General features: G+C 64.1%; 12 protein-coding genes. All 12 read right to left on the minus strand.

Going from position 1 to position 14,909, the window contains the following annotated elements; genetic code table 11:
- Nucleotides 1-53: 53 nt before the first annotated feature.
- Entirely contained in the window at nt 54-977 is a 924-nt protein-coding gene (hemH, locus tag LPC22_RS06785) for a ferrochelatase (RefSeq protein WP_229133243.1), read from the minus strand.
- Nucleotides 970-2,367, minus strand: coding sequence for an MFS transporter (locus LPC22_RS06790; protein WP_229133244.1), 1,398 nt, complete (start codon nt 2,365-2,367; stop codon nt 970-972). The genes hemH and LPC22_RS06790 overlap by 8 nt, the downstream gene beginning before the upstream one ends.
- Before the next feature lie 4 nt (nt 2,368-2,371).
- Nucleotides 2,372-3,130 (minus strand): hydrogen peroxide-dependent heme synthase, encoded by a 759-nt coding sequence (hemQ, locus tag LPC22_RS06795; protein ID WP_229133245.1) that lies wholly within the window; start codon nt 3,128-3,130, stop codon nt 2,372-2,374.
- A 234-nt stretch (nt 3,131-3,364) separates the two neighbouring features.
- The gene (gene secG / locus LPC22_RS06800; RefSeq protein ID WP_101432389.1) at nt 3,365-3,613 is read right to left on the minus strand and encodes a preprotein translocase subunit SecG; all 249 of its coding nucleotides are present in this window, start codon (nt 3,611-3,613) and stop codon (nt 3,365-3,367) included.
- A 60-nt stretch (nt 3,614-3,673) separates the two neighbouring features.
- Nucleotides 3,674-4,456 carry a triose-phosphate isomerase gene (gene tpiA, locus LPC22_RS06805; protein WP_024628060.1) on the minus strand — a complete coding sequence of 261 codons (783 nt, stop codon included), beginning with the start codon at nt 4,454-4,456 and terminating at the stop codon, nt 3,674-3,676.
- A gap of 90 nt (nt 4,457-4,546) precedes the next feature.
- On the minus strand, nt 4,547-5,743 hold the full coding sequence (locus LPC22_RS06810) for a phosphoglycerate kinase (protein ID WP_110417218.1): 1,197 nt from the start codon (nt 5,741-5,743) through the stop codon (nt 4,547-4,549).
- 79 nt (nt 5,744-5,822) lie between these two features.
- Nucleotides 5,823-6,782, minus strand: coding sequence for a DNA-binding protein WhiA (whiA, locus tag LPC22_RS06815; protein WP_024628062.1), 960 nt, complete (start codon nt 6,780-6,782; stop codon nt 5,823-5,825).
- 120 nt (nt 6,783-6,902) lie between these two features.
- Nucleotides 6,903-7,796 (minus strand): RNase adapter RapZ, encoded by an 894-nt coding sequence (gene rapZ / locus LPC22_RS06820; protein ID WP_155804756.1) that lies wholly within the window; start codon nt 7,794-7,796, stop codon nt 6,903-6,905.
- Between the two features lie 2 nt (nt 7,797-7,798).
- Nucleotides 7,799-8,758 carry a shikimate dehydrogenase family protein gene (locus LPC22_RS06825; protein WP_229133246.1) on the minus strand — a complete coding sequence of 320 codons (960 nt, stop codon included), beginning with the start codon at nt 8,756-8,758 and terminating at the stop codon, nt 7,799-7,801.
- 61 nt (nt 8,759-8,819) lie between these two features.
- Nucleotides 8,820-11,120 carry an excinuclease ABC subunit UvrC gene (gene uvrC / locus LPC22_RS06830; protein WP_229133247.1) on the minus strand — a complete coding sequence of 767 codons (2,301 nt, stop codon included), beginning with the start codon at nt 11,118-11,120 and terminating at the stop codon, nt 8,820-8,822.
- Nucleotides 11,117-14,038, minus strand: coding sequence for an excinuclease ABC subunit UvrA (gene uvrA / locus LPC22_RS06835; RefSeq protein WP_229133284.1), 2,922 nt, complete (start codon nt 14,036-14,038; stop codon nt 11,117-11,119). The genes uvrC and uvrA overlap by 4 nt, the downstream gene beginning before the upstream one ends.
- A 162-nt stretch (nt 14,039-14,200) precedes the next feature.
- Nucleotides 14,201-14,803 carry a DNA-3-methyladenine glycosylase I gene (locus LPC22_RS06840; protein WP_229133248.1) on the minus strand — a complete coding sequence of 201 codons (603 nt, stop codon included), beginning with the start codon at nt 14,801-14,803 and terminating at the stop codon, nt 14,201-14,203.
- Between the last annotated feature and the right edge of the window lie 106 nt (nt 14,804-14,909).

Raw genomic sequence — 14,909 nt, forward strand, 5'->3', positions numbered from 1 at the left:
AATAATTGTGCCCCCGTCCGGCTCAAACCGGACGGGGGCACAATTCGTATCAGTTACTCGGCCTTGGTCTCCTCGACCACCTGCTGCAGGGTGGCGATCAGGGCTGGGCTGTCGTTGGGCATGTTCAGCCTGGTCAGGGTGCCGCCGGCGGACTCGATGGCCTTGGCCAGCTCCATGTCCACGTCGTAGCAGATCTCCAGGTTGTCGGCGATGAAGCCGATGGAGGCGGAGACAATGGTCTCCATGCCGCTCTCAGTGATCAGATCCTTGGCCACCTTGACGAAATCAGGCCCGATCCAGGGCTCCTGGGTGCGGCCTGCCGACTGCCAGGCCAGCACGTACTGATCCTCATTGAGGCCGGCGGCCTGGGCCACGGCATTGGACAGACCGATGACCTCATCCTTGTAGGGGTCTCCTCCCTGGATGATGCGCAGGGGCAGGGAGTGGGCGCTGAAGATCACCTTGGTGTCCGGCCGGTCGGTCAGATCCTTCTTGGCCACCAGCTGGTCGCTCCAGAAGTGGATCAGCTCCTGATGGTTCCACCAGGATCGCACCGGCAGGTATTCCATGCCCGGATGGGCCTCGATGGCCTTGCGGGCGCGGTTGTGGTAGTCCTCGCTCGAATAGGAGGAGTACTGCGGGGCCAGGGGCAGGCCGATCACCCTGGTGATGCCATCGGCGGCGATCCGGTCGACCGCATCCTGGATGAAGGGGGTGATGTACTTCAGCCCCTCGTAGACCTTGTAGGCGCCGGGGTGGGCCTTGTCCAGCGCAGCCTGGAGGCCGTCGCGCTGGGCCGTGGTGATCCTGGCCAGGGGCGAGGGCAGACCGATGGCCTTGTAGCGGCCGACCAGCTGGTCCATGAGCGGCTTGGGCGGCTCCTGCCCATGGCGGATGTTGGTGTAGTACTCCCTGATGTCGGACTCCTGGTAGGGGGTGCCGTACGCCATGAGGAGGACTGCTGTAGGTTCAGTCATCAGCAACTTCTTTCTGTGAAAATGGAATGCAGTATGTCAGGCCGATATTGACCAGGGCTATGACGATGACCACCAGGAACATGTTCCTGTAGGAGGCCAGCCCGGCCTTTCCGCCCACCTTGCCCAGTTCAATGGCCGAGGCGAAGAGCAGGGGGGCGATGGTGGTGCCGATCTTCTTGCAGGCCGACAGCCCGCCGATGGCCTGCATACGGTTCTCGGGCCCGGCCAGCCTTCCGGCGATGACCTGGAGCGGCGAGGACATCATGGAGCCCATTCCGACCCCCATCAGGAAGGACAGGACCATGAAGAGCTGCAGGTTGTGCAGGGTCAGGGTGATCACCAAGGCCATCAGGCCTATCAGCGATGAGGAGAAGACGAGGGTGGTCCGGTAGCCGAACTTGTCGACCAAGAGCCCGCCCAGCCAGGACCCGACCACAGAGCCGAGCCCGACGCCGACCATGACCATGCCGGCCGAGCGGACCGGGAGCCCGAAGACGGAGTGGACATAGGTCGGAATGTAGACGAAGAGAGAGAAGAACATGCCTCCCAGGGTCCCCAGCAGCAGGGTGAGCCCATAGGAGGGCAGCTTCAGCAGGCGGATGGGCAGGAAGGGCATGGTCTCGCTTGAACCGCCCAGATTGCGCTCATGCACCAGGAAGACCGCGCCGGCCACCACGGTGACCAGGAGGCATCCGATGATCAGGCCCAGATAGGTCGTGCCGTACTGGAGGAAGGTGATCGCCACCATCAGCAGGGCCAGAGCGATGCTGAAGGAGCCCAGGCCCAGGTAGTCGGTCTTCCAGGCGCGGTCGGTCTTCGAGTCGCCCATCATGAACCAGGCCAGAATGAACAAAATGGCTAGGAAGGGCAGCATCATGAAGTAGTAGGCCCGCCATCCGTGGGTGATGCCCAGGAGCATGCCCGAAAGGACCGGGCTGACCATGGCGGAAAGCCCGGCGATGATGCCCACCGTGGAGACCTTCCTGCCCTGGTTGTTCCTGCGGGCGCGCTGCAGCAGGACGTTCATGGACAGGACCATGATGCCGCTGTCTCCCAGGGACTGGATGAACCGGCCCAGCAGCATGACCGCGTAGTTGGGCGAGACCGCCGTCATCAGACATCCAAGGAACCAGAAGGCCAGCTCCCAGAGGAAGACATTCCTGGTCCCGTGGGCGTCGGAGAGGTTGGAGGTGATGGGCGTGCCCACCACCAGGCCCAGGGTGTAGAGTCCGACCACCCAGGAGGAGCCCATGGTGGTCAGGCCGAAGGTCCGTGTGATGGACGGCAGCATGGTCGGCACCGCTCCCCCATCCAGCTGGGTGATGAAGACGATGACCATGAAGAACCATATGGGCGTGGAAAGGATCGATCTTCGCTCTCTTGTCGTCATGGTGTTACTGTCCCAACTGGTCCGTGAGCAGCCTGTCGATGCGCTCGGGATCGGTCCGGGTGCCTACCAGGAAGTAGGGGAATTCGCCGTAGATGGAGCTGGCTTCGATGTAGCGCATCTCGGTGACGATCTTCTTGAATTGGACCGGGTCGTCGGCGAACAGGGTGACGCCCCACTCGTAGTCGTCCAGGCCGATGGAGCCTGTCAGGATGATGGAGACCTTGCCGGCATAGGAGCGGCCGATCTTGCCGTGGTCGTGCATGTAGGCCTTGCGCTGGTCGTAGGGCAGCGTGTACCAGTTGGCGCCTGGAACTCGGGTTTTCGACATGGGATAGAAGCAGATGTAGGGCTTGTCGGGGGTCTTGGGGTGCAGGCTGGCATTGACGTAGGACCAGCCACGGTCCGTGGTCGGCTCGCCCGAGTAGAGGCCCACCTCGGTGACCGACACATAGGAGATGGTCGGCTCCAGGTAATCGGATAGCCGCAGCTTCTCCAGGGAGGTCTCGACCTCCTGCAGCTGGTCCAGGGTCTCCCTGAGGACCATCAGGCCCAGGTCGGCCTTTTGCCCGTTGACCTGGCACCAGTAGTGGCTTCCCTGGCCCTGGGACTGGACCGCGTCCAGCTGTGCGGCCAGGGCCTTGAACTCATCCAGGCATTCCTGGCGTTCGCCCTGCGGCACCCGGCGCCACTTGGCCCAATCGATTTTCCAGAAGAGGTGAAGGCAAAACCAGCCCTCCAGACTCGGTGCAGCTTGCTCAGCCATGAGCACTTCCTTTCGCTTGCTTAGCTTGCACGACATTGTGTGATGCGCCGCTCGTCGGGCACACCATTCTCTACTCTATCCGTCAGGCGGCTGAATCGTTGGATTATCGGTGCATTGTGAATGACATATTCTGGTAATCGTCAAGGACTATGAGCACTGCACTAAAGTCATCCTGATACAGAAAAACCCCGGTCAATGCCGGGGTTCAGGTATTTCAGGTATTGTCTGCTGGAATCAGGCCAGCTTGTACTTGGTAATGAGATCCAAGGCGATGATGATAGCCACCCAGATCAGGGCCACGATGATGGTCAGCCGGTTCAGGTTCTTCTCGGCTGCGCCTGAGGTGCCGGCGTTGGAGCCGATTCCGCCACCGAACATGTCGGACAGGCCGCCGCCCTTGCCCTTGTGCAACAGAATCAGCATGGTCAGCAGTATGCTGGCGAGGATCACAACGACTTCGAGCACAATCTTGACAATGGTCACGGCACATACCTCCATGTAAGGAACTGGGAACAAGTATACAGATACCCGGGGAAAAACGCATCAACCCTTGGCAGCCAGTCGCACGATCCGCGCGAACTCCTCCACATCAAGGGAGGCACCGCCCACCAGAAAGCCGTCCACGTCCGGCTGGGTGATCATCTGGGAGGCGTTTTTGGAGGTGACCGAGCCGCCGTAGAGGATGCGCACGGCCTGGCCGGCAGGCTCTCCGAACTTGCCTGAGATGTGGTCGCGGATGGCCCGGGCGGCCTGCTGGGCGGTGTCCGGGGTGGCCACCATGCCGGTGCCGATGGCCCAGACTGGTTCGTAGGCCACAATCAGGTTTTCCATGTCCTCCTTGGCCAGGTCCCGGGTGACGTCGTTGACCTGGCCAACGGCGAAGTCCAGCTGGATGCCCTGGCGGCGCTCCTCGTAGCTCTCCCCCACGCAGAGGATGGGCTTCATGCCCGCAGCCAGGACGGCACGGACCTGGTCGACGATGTTGGCATCGTCCTCGGGATGGTACTTGCGTCGCTCGGAGTGGCCCACGATGACGTAGCTGCAGCCCAGCTGAGCCAGCATATCCGCGGACACGTCCCCGGTGAAGGCTCCCTGGGCGGTGACGGAGACGGCCTGGGCCCCGTATTCGATGGGCAGGTTGTCGGCCTCCACCAGCACCTGGACGGAGCGCAGGGCGGTGAAGGCGGGCATCAGCGCCACCTGGCAGCGCCTGCGGTCGAAGTGGGCGTCGCGCAGGAGCCAGGCCAGCTTCTGCACGAAATAGGTGGCTTCCAGGTGGTCGAAGTTCATCTTCCAATTACCGGCCACCAGGGGAATGCGTGCCATACCAGACCTTTCCATCCGCGCAACAACAGCAATGCCGGGCCGCCGGATGCGAAACCCGGTGACCCGGCATTGCCCGTCTGTCTGCCGATTTTACTCCAGCACCTTCAGACCGGGAAGCTCCTTGCCCTCAAGGAACTCCAGCGAAGCGCCGCCGCCGGTGGAGATGTGCGAGAAGCCATCCTCGGGGAAGCCCAGGTTGCGCACGGCCGAGGCGGAATCGCCGCCGCCGACGATGGTGAAGGCTCCGGCCTTGGTGGCGTCAACCAGGCCCTGGGCCACAGCCCGGGTGCCGTCGGCGAATGCCGGGAACTCGAAGACGCCCATGGGCCCGTTCCAGACCACGGTCTTGGAGTCCACGATCTTGTCGTGGAAGAGCTTCTGGGAGTCGGGACCGATGTCCAGACCCATCTTGTCTGCGGGGATGCCGTCGGCAGGGACCACCTGATGAGGCGAATCCGCCTTGAACTCGTCAGCCACCACGATGTCTGTGGGCAGGACCAGCTCCACGCCCTTCTCGCGGGCGGTGGCGATGTAGCCCTTGACGGTATCGACCTGATCCTCCTCCAGCAGGGAGGAACCGACCTCATAGCCCTCGGCCTTGAGGAAGGTGAAGACCATGCCGCCGCCGATGACCAGACGGTCGGCCTTGCTGAGCAGGTTCTCGATGACGCCCAGCTTGTCGGAGACCTTGGAGCCGCCCAGGACCACAGTGAAGGGCCGCTCGGGGTTCTCGGTCGCCTTGGACAGGGCCTTGACCTCCTTCTCGACCAGCAGGCCTGCTGCGGAGGGCAGGAACTTGGCCACGGAGTAGTTGGAGCCCTGGGCGCGGTGGACCACGCCGAAGCCATCGGAGACGAAGACATCGCCCAGGTCGGCGATCTTGCGGGCGTAGGCATCGCGCTCAGCCTCGTCCTTGCTGGTCTCCTCGGGGTTGTAGCGCACGTTCTGCAGCAGAACCACGTCGCCGTCGTTCATGGCGGCCACCTTGGCATGGGCATCGGGACCATAGGTGTCCTCGGCCAGAGGAACCTGCACGCCCAGCAGCTCGCCCAGACGAGCGGCCACGGGGGCCAGGCTCAGCTCGGGAACAACCTTGCCCTTGGGGCGACCCAGGTGGGCCATGAGGATGACCTTGGCGCCCTGACCACGAAGCTGCTCGATGGTTGGCAGAGCGGCGCGGATGCGGCCGTCGTCCGTAATGGTGGTGCCGTCCAGCGGCACGTTGAAGTCCGCGCGGACGAGCACGCGCTTGCCCTTGAGATCACCGAGGCTCTTCAGTGTTTTCATGCGTATCCTTTCTGACTGCGGGTCCATGCGCCCGCTCCCCTGCCATGGTACTCAGGCAGACCGACCTGTGTGAGATATCTCACTCTTGTTTTGCCTGTTCCTCGGCCCTCTTCTTTTCGACCTTGGTGGCCAGCTGCAGCAGACGGCGGATGCGTCCGGCGATGGCATCCTTGGTGACCGGCGGATCGGCCAGACGGCCCAGCTCTTCGAGGGAGGCCTCCCTGTGGTCCAGACGAAGCTGGCCGGCTGCACGCAGGTTCTCGGGAATGTCGTCGCCCAGAATCTGGAAGGCCTTGGTGACCTTGGCGCTGGCCTCGACGGCGGCCTTGGCGGAGCGGCGCATATTGGCGTCATCGAAGTTGGCCAGGCGGTTGGCCTTGCCGCGGGATTCACCGTCGCTGCGCTTGCCTGTCCACTCGCGGGAGGACTTGGGGGCGCCCATCAGGTTGAGCATGCGTTCGATGACGTCCGGGTCACGCAGGGTGACGCGCTCGGAGCTGCGCACCTGGCGGGCCTTGGCGTTGATGCCCAGACGGCGGGCGGCGCCCACCAATGCCAGGGCGGCCTCGGATCCGGGGCAGACGATCTCCAGGTAGGAGGCCTTGCCAGGGTCGGACAGCTCGCCATGGGCCAGGAAGGCTCCTCGCCATGCGGCCTTGACCTGCGCGATGTTGCCGGAGACGATGTCGGCGGGAAGACCACGAACCGGATGCTTGCGGCGGTCCAGCAGACCGGTCTGCAGGGCCAGGGCGCCACCTGCCCGCAGCACGCGGACCGAGTAGCGGGTCAGGTTGCCGGTGGGGGCCTGACGCTTGACCTGGATCAGATCGGAATCATGGCCGTAGACGTCCCTGATGGTGTTCTGCAACCACTGCGCTGCCGGCAGGGAGTCGAATTGTGCTTCCACCACAATGTGACGCTGAATGATGTGCAGACCGCCGCCGAAGCGGATCATAGCCGCCGATTGTGCTTTCTTGGCAGAGGGGGGTTCGTTGTCAATCGCGGCCAGCTCGCTTTTGACATCATCAAGTAGGGCCAAGAGCCGTCCTCCTACGAAAAAATACTGAAAAATGAATACTTCTTGGCCGCGCGACACACCTGCCGTGCCGACCACCGGATTACTGTGATACCGAATATCTTGGACAAATTGCGCCTTTGGCTATCCGCGGGAACGGTGCGGCAGCTCGCGGGCCGAGACGGTCACCTCCATTCCCCGGGACCGCAGACGGGCGGCCAGAGCGTCGGCCATGGCCACTGAGCGGTGCTGTCCGCCGGTGCAGCCAAAGGCGATAGTCACATAGTGCTTGTCCTCGCGTGCATAGCCGCTGAGCGCGGTCAGAATGGCGGTGGTGTAGGCATCCAGGAACTCCTTGGCGCCCTCGCTGGCCATCACATAGTCACGAACCGGGCCATCATGGCCGTTCAGGTCGCGCAGCTCGGGGACCCAGTAGGGGTTGGGCAGGAAGCGCACGTCGGCCACGAAGTCGGCGTCGATGGGCAGGCCGTACTTGAAGCCGAAGCTCATGATGTGCACGCCCACGGTGGTCGGACCGGAGCCCAGGACCATTTCGTAGAGGCGGGTGGAGAGCTGATGGATGCTCAGGTTGGAGGTGTCGATGACCATGTCGGCGCGCTCCTTGAGCCCGCTCAGTAGGCGGCGCTCCTCCTGGATGCCGTCGATCAGGCGGCCCGAGCCCTGCAGGGGGTGGGGTCGGCGGACGGATTCATAGCGCTTGACCAGCACCTGGTCGGAGGCATCCAGAAAGAGGATGCGGCAGCGCACACCCAGGTCGTCCAGGTGGCTGAGCACGGCCGACAGGTCGTCGAAGTAGGAGCGGGACCGGACGTCAATGACGGCGGCCAGGCGGTGCAGGGAGCTTCCGGCCGAGGTCATCATGTCGACCAGGGGCACCAGCAGGCGCGGGGGCATGTTGTCGACCACATACCAGCCCATGTCCTCCATGGAGTCGGCGGCGCGGGAGCGGCCTGCGCCGGACATGCCTGTGATCAGCAGTACCTCGAAGCCTGCGAAGGGCGGTTTTTCCGTCGTCATCGTCATGCCTCCCTCAAGGCTCGGTCCATAGCGGCCACCGGAATAGCGGCCAGGGGTCGACCGGTCATCAGCGCCACCTGACGCACGGCTTGATAGAGCAGCATTCGTTCACCGCTGATGGCCCGTGCGCCCGGCCGGCGGCGGAAGGCCTTCATGAGCGGAGTGGGCCGGGGGTCATAGACCACGTCCAGAAGAACCCTGTCCAAGCGCCCGTCGTCATCAGCTGTACTGAACAGATCGGCCAGGGGGTCAGCTGCACCCGAAGGCAGGGTGGAGACGACAATATCGGTCCCGGTCAGGGCCCTTTCGGCTGCCTCAGCCTGGTCCATGGCGGTGACGGTTGGCTCAGGCAGACCCAGCCGGGAGGCAAGGTCCAGCATGTGGTCACAGTGCTCCGGGTTGCGGGCCAGCAGGTCCACACGCTCGACTCCTAGCACTTTCAAGGCGCAGAAGGCGGACTCGGCAGTGTTCCCGTTGCCGATGACCAGGGCTCTCGCTCCCCCATACGGTTGGTCGGGAAACTGGTCCTGCCGTCCCTGACCGGCTACCTCCAGCAGGGCGGCCAAATCGTCAGGATCTTCGTCAGCCCGGCAACGGTCGGCAGCCTCCAGAAGAGCGGCAACTATCCCCTCCACGTCGGTGTTATACAGGGACAGACCCTTGGCTGGGCCACCCTGTGCAAAGACCGCTGTGTTGGCCACTCGCAGGGTCTTAGACCAGCAGTCACAAAAATCTCCCAAGGGGCCAACAGCACTCTTCAAGGGCATGGTCAGGCTGAGACCGGCCCAGGAAGGGTCGAGGCCGTGGATAAAGTCTGCCAGACCGTCAGCGTCCATGCACACACGGTTGTAACGCCAGCCGTCCAGACCCAGCGCGGCATAGGCTGAGCGATGCAGGAGGGGTGAAAGGGAATGGCTGATGGGGTCGCCCAGGACGGCACAACGACGATCAGGTCCATTCATATCTGCAATCACGCACCAATCAAGATCAGGGCATGGCCTTCTGCCAGCCTTCTGAGCCATTTTATCGCTGGCTGTCCCCGGTCTGGTCCTGGTCACTGTGCAGGGCCTGGTAGATGGCCTCGGCCTTGGCTGAGCCGATGCCCTTGACGGCCTCCAGTTCCTCCTGGGAGGCCTGGCGCATGCGCTTGACCGACCCAAAGTGATTGAGCAGCTTCTTCTGATAGGCGGGGCCGATGCCCGGAATCTCGTCCAGGGCCGACCGGAGGGCACCCTTGCGCCGGGTCTGCCGGTGGTAGGTGATGGCGAACCGGTGGGATTCGTCGCGCACCCGCTGCAGCAGGTACATGCCTTCGGACTGGCGCTTGAGGATGATGGGATAGTCGTCGTCAGGCACCCAGACCTCCTCCAGGCGCTTGGCCAGCCCGCACAGGGCCACATCGTCCACACCACAGTCGTGCAGGGCCCGGGCAGCAGCGGTCACCTGGGGTTTGCCGCCATCGACCACGACCAGGTTGGGCTTGTAGGCGAAGTGGCGGGCGGCGGTGTTCTGCTGGACGATGGCCCCCTCCTCCTGCTCCACCAATTCGGGTGCCTTGTCGCTGGCCTTTCGCTCGGCCTCCATGCTGTCGCCGCTATCGCCGGCAATGTTGCCGTGGCGGAAGCGCCGGGTCAGGGTCTCGTAGATGGCGCTCATATCGTCCACAGCGCCCTTGCCGTCCTCGCCACGGATGGCGAACCGACGGTACTCGGACTTCTTGGGGACGGCATCCTCGAAGACCACCATGGAGGCCACCTGGAACTGGCCGCCGACGGTGTTGGAGATGTCGTAGCACTCAATGCGCAGCGGGGCGCGATCCAGCCCAAGGGCCTTGGCCACGTCGTTCATGGCCTGGGTACGGGTGCCCATGTCGCTCATGCGGCTGAGCTTGCTGCGCTGCAGGGCCTGGCGGGCGTTGGCGTTGGCCCGGTCCATCAGGGACTTCTTCTCCCCTCGGCTGGCCACACGGATGGTCACTGCGGACCCGCGCAGCTCCCGCAGCCACTCCTGCAGATCACCGGTCCGATCCGGCTGGATGGGGACAATGACCTCGGGAGGCACCGGCGAGATGGGAGCCAGCAGGTCGGCACGTCCGGTCTGATCCTGATGGCGGTGCCGGCTCCTGGTGGCCTTGGCCCGGGCCTCGGCATCCAAGGCCGTGACCTTCTGGGTGGAGCCCATGGCATCCCGGTCCTGGCTGATGGCGACAGGGATATCCGACTCTCCGGGCAGCTTGTGCAGCTCGCTGTCGTTCTCATTCATCAGGTCCGAGTAGACCTGCACCAAGAGGTCGCTGATCAGCTCGCTGTCGGAGACGTCCTCGACCCGCTCCACACTCCAGTTACGTTCGCCGCGGATGGCCCCTGAGCGCACGAAGAAGGCGTGGACCGAGGCCTCCAGTTCGTCCGAGGCTACACCAAAGACGTCCACATCCACGTTGGAGGCGAAGGCCACGGCATTCTGCTCGATGACCGTGTCCAGCATGGCGATCTGGTCGCGCAGGCGGGCGGCCTTCTCGAAGTCCAGATCCTTGCTGGCCTTCTGCATGCTTCTGGTCAGCCCGGCCCGGTAGCTCTTGCCCAGCCTGCCGGTGATGACCCCGGTCAGCTCCGTACACAGACGACGGTGGTCGCTGGCGCTGATCCGACCCACGCAGGGGGCCGAGCACTTGCCAATGGAGGCCAGCAGACAGGGACGGCCGCTGAGCTTGGCCTTGCGGAAGACGCCGGGGGTGCAGGTGCGCACCGGATAGGTCTTGAGCAGGGCGTCCAGGGTGTGCTTCATGTCCCAGACCTTGGCGTAGGGGCCGAAGTAACGGGTGTCGTGCCGCTTGCGCACGCGGGTCATCCATACCCGGGGGAACTCCTCCCCCACGGATACAGCCAGGTAGGGGTAGGTCTTGTCGTCACGCAGCTTGACGTTGAAGCGGGGGTCGAACTCCTTGATCCAGGTGTATTCCAGGGTCAGGGACTCCAGGTCGGTGCCCACCACGGTCCACTCCAGGCTCCGGGCCGTCAGGACCATGGTCTGGGTGCGCGGGTGCAGGTTCTCCAGGGGCTGGAAGTAGTTGGTCAGACGGTTGCGCAGGTTCTTGGCCTTGCCCACGTAGATGACCCGGCCGTCGCCGTCCCGCCACTTGTAGACCCCGGGCTGAGTGGGAATGTCCGAGGTCTTGGGACGGAAGAGGTCCCGGCTGTCGCCCAGCAGGGGTGCGCCGTTTTTGTTGACGCCGGTCGTGGAGCCGGTGGCGGACTCCTCCTCCAGGGCTTGGGCGGTGCGTCGCCATACCTGCGGCGTGTGCCGCTCGAAGCAGCTACGGGTCATGATCGGGTGGCCTTGGCTACCTTGGCGGGATCCAGCATGGGCTTCAAGTACTTGCCGGTCCAGCTGTTCGGATTGGCGGCCACCTGCTCAGGGGTGCCCTGGGCCACCACGGTGCCGCCGCCGTCGCCGCCCTCGGGTCCCAGGTCGATGATCCAGTCGGCGGTCTTGATCACGTCCAGGTTGTGTTCGATGACGATGACCGTGTTGCCCTTGTCAACCAGGCCGTGCAGGACCTTGAGCAGCTTGCGGACATCCTCGAAGTGCAGGCCAGTGGTGGGCTCGTCCAGGATGTAGACGGTCTTGCCGTCGGAGCGCCGCTGCAGCTCAGTGGCCAGCTTGACCCGCTGGGACTCGCCTCCGGACAGGGTTGGCGCCGGCTGGCCCAGGCGGATGTAGCCCAGGCCCACGTCCACCAGGGTGTCCAGGTAGCGGGCGATGGAGGGATAGGCCTTGAAGAAGTGGGCGGCCTCCTCGATGGGCATGTCCAGCACATCCGAGACGGTCTTGCCGTTGTAGGTGACCTCAAGGGTCTCCCTGTTGTAGCGCTTGCCGTGGCAGGTCTCGCACTGCACGTAGACGTCGGGCAGGAAGTTCATCTCGATCTTGATGGTTCCGTCACCGTGGCAGGTTTCGCAGCGGCCGCCCTTGACATTGAAGGAGAAACGGCCTGGCCCGTAGCCGCGCACCTGGGCCTCCGGTGTCTTGGCGAAGAGCTGACGGATCTTGTCCCAGACGCCGGTGTAGGTGGCCGGGTTGGAGCGCGGGGTGCGGCCGATGGGGTTCTGGTCCACGTGGATGACCTTGCGCACCTGATCCACGCCCTCAACCCGGGTGTGCTTGCCGGGCACGATGCGGGCGTTGTTGAGCTGGTCGGCCAGAACCGGGTAGAGGATGGAGTTGACCAGGGTGGACTTGCCTGAGCCGGAGACGCCGGTGACCAGGGTCATGACCCCCAGTGGGAAGGAGACCTTGAGGTTCTTCAGGTTGTTCTCGCGTGCCCCCACCACGGTCAGCTGTCGGGTCCGGTTGGTCTTGCGGCGGCGCTTGGGCACCTCGATGGAACGGCGTCCGGCGATGTAGTCGGCGGTGATGGAGCAGGAGGCCTTGACCAAGTCCTGCGAGCGCCCGGAGAAGATGACCTCCCCGCCATGCTCGCCTGCTCCCGGGCCGATGTCGACCAGCCAGTCGGCCTGGCGGATGGTGTCCTCGTCATGTTCGACCACGATCAGGGTGTTGCCCAGGTCGCGCAGCCGCTGCAGGGTCTTGATCAGTCGGTCGTTGTCCCGCTGGTGCAGGCCGATGGAGGGTTCGTCCAATACGTACATGACGCCCACCAGGCCTGAGCCGATCTGGGTGGCCAGACGAATGCGCTGGGCCTCGCCGCCGGAGAGGGTGGCTGCCGCCCGGGATAGGGTCAGATAGTTCAGGCCCACGTCGTTGAGGAAGCGCAGACGGGCGCGAATCTCCTTGAGGACCTCCCCGGCGATCTTGGCCTGGGCGCCCTCCATGTGCAGGCCCTCAATCCACTTCAGGCTGGCGGACACGGCCATGTCGCAGACCTGGGCGATGGACAGGCCGTCCACGGTCACAGCCAGCACCTCGGGCTTCAGACGCTTGCCCTGGCAGACCTGGCAGGGCACCTCGCGCATGTAGGACTCGTAGTACTGCTTCATGGGCTGCGAGTCGGTCTCGTCGTGGCGACGCATCAGGGTGCGGACCACGCCCTCGAATCCGGTGGTGTACTCGCGCAGGCGGCCCCAGCGGTTCCGGTAGGAGACGTCCACCTTGAAGTCGTGCCCGTACATGACGGCGTGGCGGACTTCCTCGGGCAGGTCCTTCCAGGGGGTCGAGGTGGAAAAGCCCATCTCCTTGGCCAGGCCGTCCAGCAGGTGACCATAGAAGCGTTGCTGGCTCTTGGTGCCGCTCCAGGGTTCCACGGCCCCGTCCTTGAGGCTCTTCTCAGGGTCGGGCACCACCAGCTCAGGGTCAATCTCCAGGTTGAATCCCAGGCCGGTGCAGGCCGGGCAGGCTCCGTAGGGGGCGTTGAAGGAGAAGGTCCTGGGTTCGATCTCATCCAGCTCCAGCTCGTGGCCGTTGGGGCAGGACCGCTTCTCGGAGAAGGGCTGACGACGCTCGGGGTCCTTGGCATCCAGATCCACGAAGTCGGCAACTACAGTGCCCTTGGCCAGGCGTAGGGCGGTCTCCACGGAGTCGGTCAGCCGCTGGCGCATGCCCTCACGAATGACCAGCCGGTCCACCACCACCTCGATGGTGTGCTTCTTCTGCTTGGTCAGCTTGATGGAGTCGGACAGCTGGTGCATGTCCCCGTCGATGATGGCCCGGGAGTAGCCGTCGGAGCGCAGGAGCTCAAGCGTCTCGACGAACTCGCCCTTGCGGCCCTTGACGATGGGAGCCAGCAGCTGGAAGCGGGTCCCCTCGGGCCTGGACATGAGGGTGTCGACGATCTGCTGCGGCGACTGGGCGCGTACCTCGGCCCCGCAGACCGGGCAGTGGGGAATGCCGGTCCTGGCGAAGAGCAGGCGCAGGTAGTCGTAGACTTCGGTGATGGTGCCCACAGTGGACCGGGGGTTGCGGTTGGTGGTCTTCTGGTCGATGGAGACGGCCGGGCTCAGGCCCTCGATGAAGTCCACGTCGGGCTTGTCCATCTGGCCCAGGAATTGGCGGGCGTAGGCGGACAGGGATTCCACGTAACGGCGCTGGCCCTCGGCGAAGAGGGTGTCGAAGGCCAGGGAGGACTTGCCCGATCCCGACAGACCGGTGAAGACCACCATCCGGTTGCGGGGTATGGACAGGTTGACGTTCTTGAGGTTGTGGGCCCGGGCGCCCTGGATGACGATCTTGCGGTCGTTGGGCACCATGGACAGGTCCGCCACCAGGGACCCCTTGGATTCGATCATGCGCGGGTTTTCGATGGCCGCGTCCACTGTCGACTTAGGCTTGTTCTGCTGCTTCACGTGCTTCCCATCCGCTTCCCTGAAGACCCATGGCCAAGGCTGAGGCCAAAGCCTGACCATACTATCGCCGGGGCCGAATAATTCGAACAGGTGTTCGATGACGGCTTAGATGGCTGGGGTCGGCGGATCCAGGGTCGGATGGCTGCAGCCGTTGAGGAAACAGTCGTGCTGGTGGTCGTTGATCATGCCGGCCGCCTGGAGGAAGGAGTGGACGGTCACCGGTCCCAGGAATCGCAGACCCAGGTCGCGCATATCCTTGCAGACGATGGCTGACAGGTGGTCGTAGCGCGGTATGGATGGATCGTCCGGGTAATCATGGTTAATGGTCTGGCCGCCGGTGAAAGACCAGCAGTAGCGGTCGAATGCCTCCCCGGGAAATTGGCGGGCGATCAGGGTGGCGTTGGCCACCGTAGCCTCGATTTTCCGTCGATTGCGGATAATGGCCGGGTCGGCCATGAGACGGTCGATGCGGTCGGCGTCGAAGGCTGCGACGGCCTGAATATCGAAGTTGTCGAAATCCTTGAAGAGGGCCTGGCGGCGGTGCAGGACCAGCTGCCAGCTGAGACCGCACTGGAATATCTCCAGGGAGAGCATGGCGAAGAGCCTCTGGGAGCCGTGCAGGGGGCGGCCCCACTCGTGGTCGTGATAGCTGCGCATGAGCGGATCGTCCACCCGAGCCCAGTCGCATCGATATAAAGGTTCGGCCACTTCACACTCCCCTCTCCAGTATTTGGCTTCAGGCTAGCACCGGCGGTCACCCAGACCGGGTGGTCAATACCACTGAGCCAGGCGGGCCGCTTTAAAGTTGGAGCAG

It is taken from the genome of Bifidobacterium mizhiense (genome assembly GCF_020884755.1).
GTDB lineage: Bacteria > Actinomycetota > Actinomycetes > Actinomycetales > Bifidobacteriaceae > Bombiscardovia > Bombiscardovia mizhiensis.

Coding starts and splice junctions, on each gene's coding strand:
- hemH (WP_229133243.1), bottom strand. CDS start 977: ATGACTGAACCTACAGCAGTCCTCCTCATGGCGTACGGCACCCCCTAC.
- LPC22_RS06790 (WP_229133244.1), bottom strand. CDS start 2,367: ATGACGACAAGAGAGCGAAGATCGATCCTTTCCACGCCCATATGGTTC.
- hemQ (WP_229133245.1), bottom strand. CDS start 3,130: ATGGCTGAGCAAGCTGCACCGAGTCTGGAGGGCTGGTTTTGCCTTCAC.
- tpiA (WP_024628060.1), bottom strand. CDS start 4,456: ATGGCACGCATTCCCCTGGTGGCCGGTAATTGGAAGATGAACTTCGAC.
- LPC22_RS06810 (WP_110417218.1), bottom strand. CDS start 5,743: ATGAAAACACTGAAGAGCCTCGGTGATCTCAAGGGCAAGCGCGTGCTC.
- rapZ (WP_155804756.1), bottom strand. CDS start 7,796: ATGACGACGGAAAAACCGCCCTTCGCAGGCTTCGAGGTACTGCTGATC.
- LPC22_RS06825 (WP_229133246.1), bottom strand. CDS start 8,758: ATGAATGGACCTGATCGTCGTTGTGCCGTCCTGGGCGACCCCATCAGC.
- uvrC (WP_229133247.1), bottom strand. CDS start 11,120: ATGACCCGTAGCTGCTTCGAGCGGCACACGCCGCAGGTATGGCGACGC.
- uvrA (WP_229133284.1), bottom strand. CDS start 14,038: ATGATCGAATCCAAGGGGTCCCTGGTGGCGGACCTGTCCATGGTGCCC.